This window comes from Stappia sp., from assembly GCF_048268045.1.
In the GTDB taxonomy this organism is placed as follows: domain Bacteria; phylum Pseudomonadota; class Alphaproteobacteria; order Rhizobiales; family Stappiaceae; genus Stappia.
Genome location: NZ_JBLWWG010000007.1, coordinates 179233 through 195339 on the forward strand (window position 1 = coordinate 179233; position 16107 = coordinate 195339).

Sequence of the window (16107 nt, forward strand, 5' to 3'; positions counted from 1 at the left end):
CTTGCTTCGCAAGTCCGGGTTCCGCAAGTCTGACGGGGATCGGCCGGAATTTCATCCCGAATCCGACCTCTAGAAGTCGGTGGGAGCGCCGCCCTCTGCCTTGCGGCGGGCAACGAAGTCGGCAAGCTCCTCGGCAATGGCCGGATCGAGGGCAGGGGCCTCGTACTCATCCAGGGCACTGCTGAGCACTGTTCGCGCCTTGTCGAAGGCGGTCGGACTGCCGGCCTCCTGCCAGGTCTCGAAGTTGCGCCAGTCGGAGATGATCGGCGCGTAGAAGGCGGTCTTGTAGCGGGCCTGGGTGTGGGCAGTGCCGAAGAAATGGCCGCCCGGTCCGACATCGCGGATGGCCTCGAGCGCCAGCGCGTCAGGCGAGGTGTCGAGCGGCTCGAGGAAGGTGTCGAGCATCTGCAGAAGATCGATGTCCATGATGAATTTCTCGAAGCCGGCCGTCAGCCCGCCTTCCAGCCACCCGGCCGCATGCTTGATGTAGTTGGCGCCGCCGGAAAGCGCGCCCCAGAAGGAGAACACGGTCTCCCATGCCGCCTGCGCGTCCGGGCTGTTGGCGGCGCAGACGGCGGACGAGCGGTAGGGCAGGCGATAGCGGCGGGCGAGCTGGCCGCCGACGAGGGCGGCCTGCATGTATTCCGGCGTGCCGAAGGCAGGAGCACCGGACTTCATGTCGACATTTGAGGTGAAGCCGCCGTAGACGACCGGTGCGCCGGGCCGCACGAGCTGGGCGAAGGCGAGACCGGCCAGCGCCTCTGCGTTCTGTTGCACCAGCGCGCCGGCGATGGTGACGGGCGCCATGGCTCCGGCGAGGGTGAAGGGGGTGAGGACGATGGGCTGTCCGCGCCGCGCCATCTCGATGATGCCCTGAAGCATCGGTGTGTCGAGGCGCAGTGGCGATGAGGAATTGATGATCGAGATCGTGCAGGGCGTCGCGTCGAACTCCGCCTCGCTCAGGCCCAGCGCGATGCGGGCCAGCTCCATGCCGTCGAGATTGCGCTCGCGCCCGAGCGAATAGATGTGGAACGCCTTGTCGGTGAGCGTGATGAAGTCATGGATGCAATCAAGATGGCGCACCGAGGGATGCAGGTCGACCGGCTCGACCGGGTAGCCGCCATTGAGATCGATGACGTTGAAGACCTGGCTGAGGCGGACGAAATTGCGAAAGTCGGCCTGGTTCCCCGGCCTTCGCCCATGCTCCGCGTCCGAGCAGTTGGGGGCGCTGGCGACCCCGCTCCAGACAATGGAATCGCCGCCCATGCGCAGATTGTGTGCCGGATTGCGAGCATGAAGCGTGAACTCGGCCGGCGCGGTGGCGAGCGCCTGCATGACCAGACCCCGGTCGAGGCGGACACGCTTCGTACCCGGCTCTGCCGGCGCGCCGGCGGCCTTCAGGATCGCCAGCGCCTCGTCGTTGATGAAATCGATGCCAACCGTCTCGAGCACTTCGAGAGAAGCAAGATGAATGGCCTCGAGCTGATCCTGTGAAACCGCCTCCACCGGGCGGTAGGGATTGCGCCGGGCGCGGAACGGACGCTGCTCTATACGGCGGTTTCTCGGGGCCGAACGGCGCCCGCTTCTCCCGCGCGGCGCGGCGTCGCCGTCCGCCGGCATTGGATCACCAGTGTCGGGCATGGCATGCAAAGCTCCGCCATTCGCCAAGAAATACTTTCCCGGCGTAGTGTCTAGTGAAGATGAGATCCCGAAAATACGCGTATCAACCGCGCTTTTTCGCGATGGCGGCATGTGAAGTTGTCGCCAAAAGGGATCGTAGCTCGCATCCCGAGTGTCCGGCGATATCCACAAACCGACGCCAAGTGGCGCGATAACGACATGCTGTTCTGGGAAAAGGAAAAAAATCACAGGGATATTTTGCAAAACCCACTGACTTGCATGTTAATCTCGACGCGACCCGCCGAGCGACGCGCAAGCAGCCCGCCGGATGACATGCGCGCTCCGTCTGGCGGGATGCGCAAGTAGAACCAACGCGTTTCCGTATTTCGTCGCCTGTTTCCGGCGCCGGGACGGATGCCGCAGAAGGAAGCAGAAGCAAGCGCGCGGAACCGGCATCAGGGGCATGCCGGGCGCGACATCAACGCAGATACAAGAACACAAAGAGCCTGGAGGTAGACGGGGCTATGTCGACCAAACACACTTCGAACAGGGTGCACCCGAAGGTGCGCGAGGCGCAGGAACAGATGGATGGCGGCCGCATGAGCCGTCGCGAGTTCGTCCGCTTCGCGGCACTTCTCGGCGTCGGGGCCGGTACGGCCTATGCGATGGCGGGGCTTCCCGGACCGGCCTTCGCGGCGGATGGCGGCACCATGCCGTTCCCGGCCGATGATGCCGCGGCCAAGACCGGCGGCATCCTCAAGGTCGCGATGCAGGTGCAGAAAATCGACGACCCGGCGACCTTCTCCTGGACGCAGGCCTCCAACCAGACCCGGCACATGCTCGAGTATCTGGCGATGACCGGCCCGGACAACGTGACCCGTCCGATGCTGGCGGAGAGCTGGGAAGCCTCCGACGACCTCAAGTCGTGGACGTTCCACCTGCGCAAGGGCGTGAAGTGGCACAACGGCGATGACTTCACCGCCGAGGACGTGAAGTTCAACTTCGAGCGCTGGACCGATCCCGACCTCGGCTCGTCCAACATCGGCCTGTCCTCGGTCTCGGCCATGGTCGAGGACAAGGACGGCAAGAAGCAGCTCATCGACGGCGCCATCGAGATTGTCGACGATCACACGATCCGCTTCAACCTGACGAAGCCGGTCCTGTCCTTCCCCGAGGACATGTACAACTATCCGACGGCAATCGTTCATCGCGGCTTCAAGCCGCCGCTCGACACGTCGATGAACGGCACGGGCGCCTATGCCATCGCCGAGAATGTCGTCGGCGACCGCTGCATCTTGAAGCGCGTCACCGAGGTCGACGGCCAGCCGTTCGAATACTGGGGCGGCAAGGTCTACCTCGACGAGATCCACTATTACAATTTCGACGCCGACAACCAGCTCACGGCCTTCGCGGGCCAGAGCGTCGACGCGATCTACGATTTCGGCGTCGAGCAGATGGAACTGGCCAAGGCGATCGAGGGCCAGATCATCGCAGCGCGCACGGCGCAGACGCTGTGCTGCCGCATGCGTGTCGATGCCAAGCCGTTCGACGACGTGCGGGTTCGCAAGGCCATCGCCATGGCCATCGACAACGCGACGATCAAGCCGCTTGTCTACCCCGAGGGCGGCGACATCGGCGAGAACTACCACGTCGCTCCGGTGCATCCGGACTATGAGGCGCTGCCGCCGATCAGCCGCGATGTCGAGGGTGCGAAGAAGCTGCTCGCCGATGCCGGCTATCCCGACGGCATCGAGGTGACCATCGATGTCGGCAACACCGACGGCCCCTGGCACCAGACCGTCGCCGAAGCGATGCGCGACCAGCTCAAGGACGCGGGCATCACCCTGAACATCAACGTCATTCCGGCGTCGAAGTACTGGGAGATCTGGACGAAGACACCGTTCGGCGCCACCGCCTGGACCCACCGTCCGCTCGGCACCATGGTGATGTCCCTCGGCTACCGCACGGGTGTGCCGTGGAACGAGTCCGGCTTTGCCTCGCCCGAGTTCGACGCGGCAATCGATGCCGCGGAGGCGACGCTCGACGTGGAGAAGCGCAAGGGTCTTCTCGCCAAGGCATCGAAGATCCTGCAGGACGCGGCCGTCGTCGTGCTTCCGATCTGGCGCCCGGTCTACTGCATGGCCTCCGACCAGGTGCACGGCTACCCCGCCCACCCGACCCAGTACCACCAGTTCAACAAGGTCTGGATGGGCTGACACGCGACCATCGGGACGCGCGGGGCGGACGGGCACATGCCGCCCCGCGCGCGCCTGTAAGGAACGTTGGCCGGCATCGTCGGCGAGAGGGGGCGCGTTTGACCGGGGCTGGAACCACGGGGCGCGCGCCGGAAACGGTGGGCACCCATGATTAAACTTATCCTGCGCCGCCTTGTTCAGATGATCCTGATCATGGCGGTGTCATCGCTGTTGCTCTTTGCGATTTTCGATACGCCGGAATTCAAGAAGCGGCTCGCGGTGCAGGAACTCGGCGGCTTCGCCGTGTCCGCGCTGAGCGAGGAAAGCTACAAGAGCTGGCTCGCCGCGCGCGGCCTCGACGTGCCCTTCCACCAGCGTTACCTGAACTGGGTCGGCAACATCGTCACCGGCGATCTCGGCTTCTCCTACGAGAAGAACCGCCCCGTCGGCCCGCTGCTGGCCGACCGGCTCGCCAACACCGGCATCCTCGCCTTCTTCGTGTTCGCTCTGATGATCCCGCTGTCGCTGGTTCTCGGCGTTCTGGCGGGCATGAAGGAGGGCTCGCCGCAAGACAGGGTGATTTCCTTCGTATCCGTGTTCACCACCAGCATTCCCGAGATCGCCAGCGCGATCCTGCTGACAATCATCTTCGCACTCGGGCTCGGCTGGCTTCCGGTCAAGTCGGCGATGATCGGTGGCTTCTCGTTCCGCGAGCTGGTGCTGCCGGTGCTGACCCTCGTTCTCTACGACTTCGGCTATGTGGCGCGGATGACGCGGGCATCGATGGCCGAGGTGATGACCTCCCAGTACATCCGCACCGCCATCCTCAAGGGGCTGCCCTATCGCCGGGTGGTGATGAAGCACGCGCTGCGCAACGCGCTGATCGCGCCCTTCACGCTGATCGTGCTGCAGCTCAACTGGTTGCTCTCGGGCGTCGTCGTGGTCGAGGTGTTCTTCGAGTACGACGGCTTCGGCAAGCTCCTGCTCGAAGCCGCGCTCTTCCCCGACGTGGAGGTCGTCCAGGCCTGTACGCTCGTCGCCGTCGCCGTCGCCGTCCTGTCGCAGATCATTTCCGACATCGGCTACACCTTCCTCAATCCGCGCATCCGCTTCGCCTGAGGGGAGGGAGACAATGACCGCGACCGACCTTGATGACAGGACCAGCCTCCTCGACAGGCTCGCACATCCGAAACCCGTGATCGTGCTCATCGCGCTCATGTGGCTGCCGCTGATGGCCTATGTGATGCTCGGCAGGGGTGTCTTCGGAGAGAATGTGGAGATGGTGCTGCTGCCGGCCATTCCGGCAACGCTGCTGCTCTACGTGCTCGGCATCCGCACCTTCCGGGAAAGCCGGGTGGCGGTGATCGGGCTGACGCTCGTCTTCTTCTGGCTGCTGATGGCGGTGAGTGCCCCCTTCCTGCCGCTCATCGATCCGAACAAGCCAATCGCTCCCTTCGTCACGCCGCTGTCGGAAAAGCGCGACCTGTTCTTCTGGCTCGGCACCGACTTCAAGGGCAGGGACATGCTGTCGCGGGTGATCTGGGGATGCCAGCGCGTGATCGTCTGGGGCGTGACGGCAACCACTGTCGCCTATGTGATCGGGGCGATGTTCGGCCTGATCTCCGGTTATCTCAGCGGCTGGTGGGACGAGGTGATCTCCTTCGTCGCCAACGTCTTCCTGTCGTTCCCGGTGATGGTGCTGTTCATCGTCATCCTCAACTACCTGGGCCCGTCGGGCTTCAACATCGTCGTCGCGGTGACTTTCGCCTCGGCGCCGGCGATCATGCGCATCGTTCGCGGTCTGACGCTCGACATCAAGACGCGCGACTATGTCTTCGCCGCCCAGACGCGGGGCGAGCACCCGCTCTACATCATGGTCGTGGAACTTCTGCCCAACGTGCGTGGCCCGATCATCGTCGATGCCTGCCTGCGCCTTGGCTACACCACGGTGGCGATCACCACGCTGACGTTCCTCGGGCTCGGCCTGCAGCCGCCCGACCCGGACTGGGGCCTGATGATCCGCGAGAGCGCCAAGACGGCGATGCTGTGGAAGTTCTCCTACATGCTGCTCGTGCCGGCGCTGGCCGTGTCGAGCCTTATCCTGGGCTTCAACCTTCTGGCCGACGGCCTGAGGGAAATGAGCCTGCGCGACTGAAAAGGGGCTGGCCATGACCGATCAGACACCGGTTCTGGAATGCCGGAACCTCTGCATCTCCTATTACACCCGCTCCGGCGAGGTTCCGGCGGTGGTCGACTTCAACCTGAAGCTCATGCCGGGCGAGGCCCATGGCATCGTCGGCGAGAGCGGCTGCGGCAAGTCGACCGTGGCGCTCGCCATCATGCAGTACATGGGCAGCAACGGGGCGATCACCGGCGGCGAGATCCTGTTCGAGGGGCGCGACATGCGCACCATGAGCGACGAGGAACTGCGCCAGCTTCGCGGCTCGAAGATCGCCATGGTCTATCAGGAGCCGATGGCCTCGCTGAACCCGGCCATGCGCATCGGCGACCAGCTCGCCGAAGTGCCGATGTTCCATGATGGGCTCTCGCGCGAGGCGGCGCTGGCCTGTGCCGAGGAGATGCTCGCCAAGGTCCGCCTGCCTGATCCCCAGCGCATCCTCAACTCCTTCCCGCACCAGATCTCCGGTGGCCAGCAGCAGCGCGTCGTCATTGCCATGGCGCTGCTGTCGAACCCGCGCCTTCTGCTTCTCGACGAGCCGACCACGGCGCTTGATGTCACGGTCGAGGCGGGCATCGTCGAGCTCATCAAGGAGATCGCCGAGGAGTTCGGCACCTCGATGATCTACATCTCCCACAATCTCGGCCTCATCCTGGAGACCTGCGACAGGCTGACGGTGATGTATTCCGGCGAGGCGGTGGAAGTCGGCGACATTCACGATGTCTTCGAGGAGATGCGCCACCCCTATACGCGCGGCCTGTTCGGCTCGATCCCGCTGCCGGGCGCCGACAAGAACGCCCATCCGCTCGTCGCCATCCCCGGCCAGTTGCCGCTGCCGCACGAGCGGCCCGAGGGGTGCAACTTCGGACCGCGCTGCACCTTCTTCCGTGACGGGCTTTGCAATGTCGGCCGGCTGCGGATGCATGGCGTGCCTGGCGACGACGACCACCGGGTGCGCTGCGAGCGCTTCGGCGAGATCGACTGGGACCGCGACCTGCCCAAGGGCGACGTCCGCCCGCCGGTGGAGGCCGGCGAGGTGGTGCTCTCCGTCGAGGAGATGACCAAGCATTACATCATCGACGACGGCGGCTTCCTTGTCCTTGGCGGCGAGCAGCGGGTGGTGAAGGCCAACGAGAAACTGACGTTCTCGGCCCGCGAGGCGGAGACGGTGGCGATCGTCGGCGAGAGCGGCTGTGGCAAGTCGACCTTCGCCAAGGTTCTGATGGGACTGGAGGACGCGACCGAGGGCAAGGTCATGCTCGGCGATGTCGAACTCGGCGGCCTGCCGGTCGACAAGCGTGATGCCGCCACCATCTCTCGGCTGCAGATGGTGTTTCAGAATCCGTTCGACACGCTCAACCCCTCGCATACGGTCGGCAGCCAGATTGCCCGCGTCATTCGCAAGTTCGGCGTCGCGCGCGAGGAGAAGGCGGTCGAGGAGATCGTCAACCGGCTGCTCGACACGGTGAAGCTGCCGCGCGAATTCGCCCGCCGCAAGCCGCGCCAGCTTTCGGGCGGCCAGAAGCAGCGCGTCGGCATCGCCCGCGCCTTCGCCGGCAATCCCAAGGTGGTGATCGCCGATGAGCCGGTTTCGGCGCTCGACGTCTCGGTGCAGGCGGCCGTCACCGAGCTGCTGATGGACATCCAGCGCGAAAACCGCACCACCATGCTCTTCATCAGTCACGACCTCTCCGTCGTGCGCTATCTGGCCGACCGTGTCGTCGTCATGTATCTCGGCCGGATCATGGAGCAGGGGACGACGGAAGAGATCTTCGCGCCGCCCTACCATCCCTACACGGAGGCGCTGCTTGCCGCGGTGCCTATCGCCGACACGCGGGTGGAGAAGCGTCACATCGTGCTCAAGGGCGAGATCCCGTCGCCGTCGAACCCGCCGAAGGGCTGTCCGTTCCAGACCCGTTGTCCCTACATGATGCCGGGAACCTGCGACGTGGAGCTTCCGCCGCAGCGCGCGTTCGGCTCGGGCCACAGGATCGCGTGTCATCTCGATCCGCTTGAACTCGAGCGCATGGAGCCGGTCATCAAGCCGCGCACGCAGGCCGCGGAATAGGGGGAACCTGCGGCAAGACCGGATGTTTGCGCCATGCGGCGGTGCCCTTGGTCCGTCCGATGGGCTAATGTGCGCCGCGCGAGGATTCACGCGGAGGTAAGCGCCCATGACGACCATCCGGACTGTTGAGCAGCTTGAAGAGATCTATGGCACGCCCGTCGAGGCATCGACGGCCAAGGAAATCGACTGGATCAACGACCAGTACGCGGCCCTGATGGCCGCCTCTCCCTTCGTGGCGCTGGCGACCGCCGGGCCGGAGGGGCTGGATTGCTCCCCGCGCGGCGACCGGGGCCAGGTCGTGGAGATCCTGGATCCGCGAACGGTGGCGATCCCCGACCGGCGCGGCAACAATCGCATCGACTCGCTGCGCAACATCGTCCGCGACCCGCGCGTCGCGCTGCTCTTTCTCATTCCAGGAAGCGGCACCACCTTGCGCATCAACGGCAAGGCGGTGGTGAGCGTCGACCCGCAACTGCTGGAGCGTTTCGCCGTAGACGGCAAGGCACCGCGCTCGGTGATCCTCGTCAGTGTGGAGAGCGTTTACTTCCAGTGCGCGCGTGCCATCGTGCGGGCCGAGCTGTGGACGCAAGCGGCCTGGCCGGAGATTTCCGGGCTTCCGACACCGGGGCAGATCCTGGCGCGCCTCAGCGAGGAGCGGGTCGGCGGCGAAAGCTACGACAAGGCCTGGCCAGAGCGCGCCGCCGCCTCGCTGTGGTAGGCGGGGCGGCCGCGTTCGTCGCCTGCTCTCATCCCTCGGGGCGGCAGATTTCGTCGCGGCGCATCGCCGCGATGGTCTTGAGCACCAGCAGCAGGATGATCGCGCAAAGCACGGCGTAGGAGACCAGGGTCAGGGCCTTCGGCACCAGCGTTCCGGTCGCCTCGCCAAATCGCGACGACGCGATGGTGAAGCCGGCGACGGGGAAGGAATAGGCCCACCACGACATGGTGAAGGGCAGGGAGACCAGCCGGCCGACCTGGGTCAGCGTGATCAGCGCGAACATCAGTGCCGAGTAGTAGAGAATGCGGGCGAAGGCATCGATCTCGCCGCCGTTCAGCTCTTGCCAGGCGACGAAGCCGACGGACGGCGGCGCGATGACAATGACCAGCGTCGGCAGCAGGCGCTCGGGCAGCGGGTTGTGAAAGATCAGCCGGTTGAAGACCAGCGTCAGGAACACGAGCCAGAACAGCATCCCGACCGAGAAGAAAAACCACGACACCTCGATGTAGCCCAGCTTCACGCCCGCCATCGGCACGAGCACGTTGCCGACGGCGGGAATGAACCAGGCGGGCGTCAGATGCACGGTCTCGAAGGGGCGGTGGCTCAGCCAGGCGGCGACAACGCCCAGGATCACGCCGAGATGGGCAACGGCGGCGGCCAGCCAAAGCCCGTGCGCAAGCGGCCGGTTCCACGGCAGGATCGCGGCGGCGATGAGAAGCGCGCCGATGGTGATGGCCGGAAAGAAGGCGATGCGGATCGGATGGTTCCATTCGTCGCGGACCGACGCCGGATAGCGAAGGGCCTTGGCGAGGAAGACCGTGGAGATCGCGAGAAACACCAGCGTCGTGATCGCGGTAAGCGCCAGGCTCGCCGTGTGGGAAACGGCGAATTTCAGCTCGATGCGATGTGTCGCCAGCGTCAGGCCGGAAAGCCCCATGACGACGGCGAAGAAGGTCACCGGGAAATGCGCAAGCCAGGACTCGTTTCCCTCGGCCTCGCCCTGCGAGACGTCACGCGTGGTCATCATTCCCCCCGGATATTATATTCGACATCGTGAAACTTAAGGCAGATGCAAGCCATAGCCCAAATCGGAGCATGGCGATAGATCCGGAAAATTGGCCGGTCCGCCGCCTCGGGACTTGACGCTGGGACGCGGGGTGCCGAAGACAGTCCCGACGTTCCACCAGCGCGAGGTTTTCATGTCCGCACCGACCCGTCTTGCCATCGTTCTGGCCGCCGGCCTCGGCACCCGCATGAAGTCCGCGCGGCCGAAGGTGATGCACGAGGTCGCAAACCTCTCGCTCGTCGGTCATGTGATGAAGGCGCTGGCAGCGGCCGAGGCGACGCGGATCGCGGTCGTTGTCGGTCCGGACATGGCGGAGCTGCGCCAGGAGGTGGCGCGCCTTGCGCCTGCCGCCACCTGCCACGAACAGACCGACCGGCTCGGCACCGCCCATGCCGCTCTTGCCGCGCGCCCCGCCTACGAGCCCCTGCCGGAGCAGATTTTCGTGCTCTTCGGCGATACGCCGCTGGTGCGCCCGCAGACGATCGCCCGTATCGGCGCCCGGCTCGAGGAAGGCGCCGATCTCGTGGTGCTCGGCTTTCGCGCGCGCAATCCGACCGGCTACGGCCGGCTCCTGGAGAAGGACGGCGCGCTCGTCGCGATCCGCGAGGAGAAGGACGCGAGTGACGCCGAGCGGCGGGTCGACTTCTGCAATTCCGGCATCATGGCGTTCCGCGGCGCGCGTTTCGCCGAGATCCTGGACAGCGTGCGCAACGACAACGCCAACGGCGAATATTATCTCACGGACGCGGTCGAAATTGCCCGAGGTCTCGGCCTTTCCGTCGCCAGCGAGACGGCGGAGGAGGCGGAGGTGCAGGGCATCAACACCCGTGCGCAGCTCGCCGACGTCGAGGCCGACTTCCAGACCCGCGCCCGGCGCGCGGCGATGGACGACGGCGCGACACTGATTGCCCCTCAAACCGTGTTCTTCTCCCATGACACGGTCCTCGGCAAGGATGTGACGGTGGAGCCGAATGTGGTCTTCGGCCCCGGCGTCACGGTGGCCGACGGGGTGACCATTCGCGCCTTTTCGCATCTGGAGCAGGCCAGCGTCGGCGCGGGCACGACGATGGGGCCCTACGCCCGCCTTCGTCCGGGAGCAGTCATCGGCGCGGGCGCGCATATCGGCAATTTCGTCGAGATCAAGAACGCCACTGTCGAGGATGGCGCCAAGGTCAACCACCTGAGCTACATCGGCGATGCGCGGGTGGGAGCGAACGCCAACATCGGCGCAGGCACGATCACCTGCAACTATGACGGCTTCCTCAAGCATCACACCGACATCGGCGCTGGCGTCTTCGTCGGGTCCAATTCGACGCTGGTGGCGCCGCTGGTCATCGGCGACGGCGCCTACCTGGCGGCCGGAGGAACCGTGACGCAGGACGTGCCGGCCGACGCGCTCGTCATCGGCCGCGCGCGGCAAACGACCAAGGAAGGTCGCGGCGCATCCCTCAAGGCCCGCTTCCAGCGCGCCAAGGAGGAAAAGTCCTCCAAGGGCAAGGGTTGAAGTGCGCAGGCAGCAGCGGGACGCGGGCAGGCCAAACGACAAAGGCGGGCAACTGGGCCCGCCTTTTTGCGTGTTTTCGTCCGCGGGAGAAGCGCTTCAGACCTTGTAGAAATCCCGATACCAGTCGACGAAGGCCTGCACGCCGTCCTCGACGCTGGTCTTTGGCCGGAAGCCGGTTGCCTCGGCCAGATCGTCGACATCTGCCCAGGTGGCCAGCACATCGCCCGGCTGCAGCGGCATGTAGTTGCGGACGGCTTCCACGCCGCAGGCCTTCTCGATGGCATCGACATAGCGCAGCAGCTCGACCGGCTCCGAATTGCCAATGTTGAAGATTCGGTAGGGCGCGCCGCCGCTCGATGCCGGGTCGGGCACGTCCGGGTTCCAGTCCGCGTTCACCGCCGCCGGGCGGTCGGCGATCCTGACGATGCCTTCGACGATGTCGTCGACATAGGTGAAGTCGCGCACCATCTGGCCGTTGTTGTAGATGTCGAGCGGCTCGCCGGAAAGGATCGCCCGGGTGAACTTGTAGAGCGCCATGTCCGGCCGCGCCCAGGGGCCATAGACGGTGAAGAAGCGCAGGCCGGTCAGCGGAATGCCGAAGAGGTGGGCATAGGAATGGGCCATCGCCTCATTCGCCTTCTTCGTCGCGGCATAGAGGGAGATCGGGTGGTTGCCGCCACGGTGGGCGGACAGCGGCATCGCCCCGTCCAGACCGTAGACGGAGGAGGTCGAGGCGAAGACCACATGGTCGACCGTGTATCGGCGGGCCGCCTCGAGGATGGTCAGGAAGCCGGTGACATTGGCGTCCACATAGGCCTGCGGCTCGTCGAGCGAATAGCGCACGCCCGGCTGCGCGGCGAGATGGATGATGCGTTCCGGCTTCTCGCGCGCCATCAGCTCCATGACCGCGTCACGGTCTTCCAGCGAGATCCGTGCCTCGCTGAAATGGTTGTTGGCGTTGAGGATCGCGAGCCGGGCTTCCTTCAGGGCCGGGTCGTAATAGGGGCTCACGCAATCGAGCCCGATCACGTGCCAGCCGTCCCGCAAGAGCCTCTGGCAGAGGTGGAAACCGATAAATCCGGCCGAACCGGTCACAAGCAGCTTGCGCATCTCTTATCCTGTCGGTCCGCCGACGGGGCATCCGCCGGCGGCAATCGGTGGCTCTGTGTCTCCGATCGGGGAGGGAGGTGCAAGCCCTGTTCGTCAGGCGTCGAGCAAGGCTTTGAGCAGTGGACGCAGTTCGCTCGCCAGTTCCTCGTTCTCCAGCGCGAAGGCGATGTTGGCGGCGAGAAAGCCGGACTTGGAGCCGCAATCGTAGGTCTCGCCCTGGAAGCGGAAACCGGTGAAGGTCTGCTTTCCCATCAGCGCGAGCATCGCATCGGTGAGCTGGATCTCGCCGCCGGCGCCCGTCTCCTGATTCTCCAGCAGCTCGAAGATCTCCGGCTGCAGGATGTAGCGTCCGTTGATGAAGAGGTTCGTCGGTGCGGCGCCCGGCGCGGGCTTCTCGACCATGCCGGTGATGGAGAAGGTCCTGTCGGTCTGGGAGCCCTTGATGTCGACAATGCCGTAATTGTGGGTCTGGTCCTCGGGCACGGCCTCGACCGAGATCACGTTGCCGCCGTTGGCGTTGTAGACCTCAACCATTTCCGACAAGCACCCCGGCGCGGATTTCATCAGCATGTCCGGCAAGAGGATGGCGAAGGGTTCGTCGCCGATGATGTCGCGCGCGCACCAGATCGCGTGGCCGAGGCCGAGCGGCTCCTGCTGGCGCGTGAAACTGGTGGTGCCCGGCATCGGGCGGATCGCCTCCAGAAGCTTCAGCGCGCCGGCCTTGTTGCGCGCCTTCAGCGTATCCTCGAGCTCATAGGCAATGTCGAAATGGTCCTCGATGACGTGCTTGTTGCGTCCGGTGACGAAGACGATGTGCTCGATGCCGGCCGCCCGTGCCTCGTCGACCACATACTGGATGATCGGACGATCGACGATGGTGAGCATTTCCTTCGGCAGTGCCTTCGTCGCCGGGAGAAAGCGCGTTCCAAGCCCGGCGACGGGGAGAACAGCCTTTCGAATACGCTTCTTCTGCATGAATTATCTCTTCCGGTCCGTTGAGTGCCAACGTTCTTGGGTGGGCGCCGACAGGCAACTCTGTCTAGCCTGAATAGAACGCGGAACCAAGCTGACGGTTGCATTGCGGCACGCGCAGGGCGGTCAGCGCTTGCACCTCGCGGCGCGGGGGACTACTCAACGAACGGGGAAAGTCAGGGTGCCGCGCCCCCGCGCGGCAAGACACGGAGCGCCAGCCGCAATGGCCACAAGCTGCAATTCGACCGTCACCGTCGGCAATGTCACGTTCTCGCAGACCGCGCCTTTCGCGCTGATCGCCGGACCCTGCCAGATGGAAAGCCGCGCGCATGCGCTCGAGATGGCCGAGGCGGTGCACGCCATCGCCACCGAACTCGGTCTCGGTCTCGTCTTCAAGGCGTCCTTCGACAAGGCGAATCGCACCAGCCTCTCCGGGCGGCGCGGCGTCGGCCTGGCCGATGCGCTGCCTGTCTTCGCCGAGATCCGCGAGAAGTTCTCGGTGCCGGTGCTGACCGATGTGCACGCGCCCGAGCAATGCGGCATCGCGGCGGAAGTGGTCGACATCCTCCAGATCCCGGCCTTCCTGTGCCGGCAGACCGACCTTCTCGTCGCCGCGGCGGAGACCGGGCGCACGGTCAACGTCAAGAAGGGCCAGTTCCTGGCGCCCTGGGACATGAAGAACGTCGTCGACAAGGTCGTGCAGTCGGGTAATTCCAACGTGCTCCTGACTGAGCGTGGCGCCTCCTTCGGCTACAATACGCTGGTGTCCGACATGCGTGGCCTGCCGGTGATGGCGCAGACCGGCGCGCCGGTGATCTTCGACGCGACCCACTCCGTGCAGCAGCCGGGTGGGCAGGGCGGCTCGACCGGCGGCCAGCGCGAGTTCGTGCCGGTGCTGGCGCGCGCGGCCGTGGCGGTCGGCATCGCCGGCCTCTTCCTGGAGACGCACGACGACCCGGATAACGCCCCTAGCGATGGCCCGAACATGATTCATCTCAAGAACTTGAAGGATCTTCTTCAGGATCTGATTGAATTCGACAAGGTGGCAAAGTCGCGTTCACGCGCGCTCTGAGCACCTTTCCCTTTCCCACCGCCTCGGCTAAAAGCGCGGTCGTCGACTTTCGACACCGCTTCCAGCTGCAACGACGCAGGACCGTTCCGGTCCGCTCCAGCCACCGCCGCCAGTCAGCCAGCCTGTTTGCAGGAGAGACGAGAATGACCGCAATTGTCGATATCAAAGCCCGGGAAATCCTGGATAGTCGCGGCAATCCGACCGTCGAGGTCGACGTGCTTCTCGAGGACGGTGGCTTCGGCCGCGCGGCCGTTCCCTCTGGTGCCTCCACCGGCGCGCATGAGGCGGTCGAGCTGCGCGACGGCGGCTCCCGCTATCTGGGCAAGGGCGTCCGCAACGCGGTGGACGCGGTCAACGGCGAGATCTTCGACGTCATCGGCGGTCTCGATGCCGAGGAGCAGATCCAGATCGACGAGGCGATGATCCTCCTCGACGGAACCGAGAACAAGGCGCGCCTCGGCGCCAACGCCATCCTCGGCGTGTCGCTCGCCGTCGCCAAGGCGGCGGCCAATTCCTCCGGCCTGCCGCTCTACCGCTATGTCGGGGGCACCGGCGCCCGTGTGCTGCCGGTTCCGATGATGAACATCATCAACGGCGGCGCCCATGCCGACAATCCGATCGACGTGCAGGAATTCATGATCATGCCCGTCGGTGCCGAGACCATCGGCGAGGCCGTGCGGATGGGCGCGGAGGTGTTCCACACGCTGAAGAAGGCGCTCAAGGACGCCGGCCACAACACCAACGTCGGGGACGAGGGCGGCTTCGCCCCGAACATCGGCTCCACCGACGAGGCCATCGGCTTCGTGATGAAGGCCATCGAGAAGGCCGGCTACCGTCCGGGCGAGGACATGTTCCTTGCGCTCGACGCCGCCTCGACCGAGTTCTTCAAGGACGGCAAGTACAACCTAGCCGGCGAGAACAAGCTGCTCGGCCCGGACGAGATGGCCGCCTATCTGGCGGACTTCGTCAACCGCTACCCGATCATCTCGATCGAGGACGGCATGGCCGAGGACGACTGGGCCGGCTGGAAGGCGCTGACGGATCTCGTCGGCAGCAAGTGCCAGCTTGTCGGCGACGATCTCTTCGTCACCAATTCGACGCGTCTGCGCGAGGGTATCGCCAAGGGCGTCGCCAACTCGATCCTGGTCAAGGTCAACCAGATCGGCACGCTGACGGAAACGCTCGACGCGGTCGATACGGCGCACAAGGCCGCCTACACGGCCGTCATGTCTCACCGCTCGGGCGAGACGGAAGACAGCACCATCGCGGATCTGGCGGTCGCCACCAACTGCGGGCAGATCAAGACCGGCTCGCTTGCGCGCTCCGACCGGCTCGCCAAGTACAACCAGCTCATCCGCATCGAGGAAGAGCTCGGCACGCAGGCCCGCTACGCGGGGCGCAGCATCCTGAAGGGGTGAGGGGGAGGCGCATCGCGCCCCTTGCGACATCTTCACGAACGTCACGAAGCCGCCGGAGCGATCCGGCGGCTTTTGTCTTGGGCTTTTCCGTTTTTTGAACTGAGGTCGATCCGGGGCGCGGCACTGGTCAGCCGCGGTCAAAGGCCGTCAGAAACGGCGGCGGCGCGGTTCGTCGCCGGCACCAT

12 protein-coding genes are annotated in these 16107 nt (G+C 65.3%); 8 read left to right on the plus strand and 4 right to left on the minus strand.

Annotated elements, in window-relative coordinates:
• Positions 1-69 precede the first annotated feature (69 nt).
• Positions 70-1641, minus strand: a complete 1572-nt coding sequence (locus ACN0WF_RS13160; RefSeq protein WP_417773283.1) for a trimethylamine methyltransferase family protein — start codon at positions 1639-1641, stop codon at positions 70-72.
• 503 nt (positions 1642-2144) lie between these two features.
• Here ACN0WF_RS13160 and ACN0WF_RS13165 point away from each other — a divergent pair.
• The 5 genes from ACN0WF_RS13165 to ACN0WF_RS13185 all read left to right on the plus strand — a co-directional run bounded on the left by ACN0WF_RS13165 (position 2145) and on the right by ACN0WF_RS13185 (position 8780).
• Positions 2145-3836 (plus strand): ABC transporter substrate-binding protein, encoded by a 1692-nt coding sequence (locus ACN0WF_RS13165; RefSeq protein WP_417773284.1) that lies wholly within the window; start codon positions 2145-2147, stop codon positions 3834-3836.
• Positions 3837-3983: 147 nt separating this feature from the next.
• Positions 3984-4934: an ABC transporter permease gene (locus ACN0WF_RS13170; protein ID WP_417773285.1), complete on the plus strand. Its 951-nt coding sequence runs from the start codon at positions 3984-3986 to the stop codon at positions 4932-4934.
• A 13-nt stretch (positions 4935-4947) separates the two neighbouring features.
• Positions 4948-5970, plus strand: coding sequence for an ABC transporter permease (locus ACN0WF_RS13175; RefSeq protein ID WP_417773286.1), 1023 nt, complete (start codon positions 4948-4950; stop codon positions 5968-5970).
• A 13-nt stretch (positions 5971-5983) separates the two neighbouring features.
• A complete protein-coding gene (locus ACN0WF_RS13180; RefSeq protein WP_417773287.1) occupies positions 5984-8062 on the plus strand; it encodes a dipeptide ABC transporter ATP-binding protein in 2079 nt (692 codons plus the stop codon).
• Positions 8063-8168: 106 nt separating this feature from the next.
• Positions 8169-8780: a pyridoxamine 5'-phosphate oxidase family protein gene (locus ACN0WF_RS13185; protein ID WP_417773288.1), complete on the plus strand. Its 612-nt coding sequence runs from the start codon at positions 8169-8171 to the stop codon at positions 8778-8780.
• Between the two features lie 28 nt (positions 8781-8808).
• Here the strand turns inward: ACN0WF_RS13185 and ACN0WF_RS13190 are convergent, their stop codons facing one another.
• Positions 8809-9804: an SLAC1 anion channel family protein gene (locus ACN0WF_RS13190; protein WP_417773289.1), complete on the minus strand. Its 996-nt coding sequence runs from the start codon at positions 9802-9804 to the stop codon at positions 8809-8811.
• Positions 9805-9979: 175 nt separating this feature from the next.
• Between ACN0WF_RS13190 and glmU the strand changes: the two genes are divergently transcribed.
• Complete coding sequence (glmU, locus tag ACN0WF_RS13195) at positions 9980-11350, plus strand: bifunctional UDP-N-acetylglucosamine diphosphorylase/glucosamine-1-phosphate N-acetyltransferase GlmU (protein WP_417773290.1); 1371 nt, start codon at positions 9980-9982, stop codon at positions 11348-11350.
• Between the two features lie 96 nt (positions 11351-11446).
• Here glmU and ACN0WF_RS13200 read toward each other — a convergent pair whose 3' ends face one another.
• Both ACN0WF_RS13200 and galU read right to left on the minus strand, forming a co-directional pair.
• Complete coding sequence (locus ACN0WF_RS13200) at positions 11447-12460, minus strand: NAD-dependent epimerase (protein WP_417773291.1); 1014 nt, start codon at positions 12458-12460, stop codon at positions 11447-11449.
• 93 nt (positions 12461-12553) lie between these two features.
• Positions 12554-13435, minus strand: coding sequence for a UTP--glucose-1-phosphate uridylyltransferase GalU (gene galU, locus ACN0WF_RS13205; RefSeq protein ID WP_417773292.1), 882 nt, complete (start codon positions 13433-13435; stop codon positions 12554-12556).
• A 220-nt stretch (positions 13436-13655) separates the two neighbouring features.
• Between galU and kdsA the strand changes: the two genes are divergently transcribed.
• Together kdsA and eno are read left to right on the plus strand one after the other, a co-directional pair.
• Positions 13656-14504, plus strand: a complete 849-nt coding sequence (gene kdsA / locus ACN0WF_RS13210) for a 3-deoxy-8-phosphooctulonate synthase (protein ID WP_417773293.1) — start codon at positions 13656-13658, stop codon at positions 14502-14504.
• A 143-nt stretch (positions 14505-14647) separates the two neighbouring features.
• A complete protein-coding gene (gene eno / locus ACN0WF_RS13215; RefSeq protein WP_417773294.1) occupies positions 14648-15922 on the plus strand; it encodes a phosphopyruvate hydratase in 1275 nt (424 codons plus the stop codon).
• Positions 15923-16107: the final 185 nt, after the last annotated feature.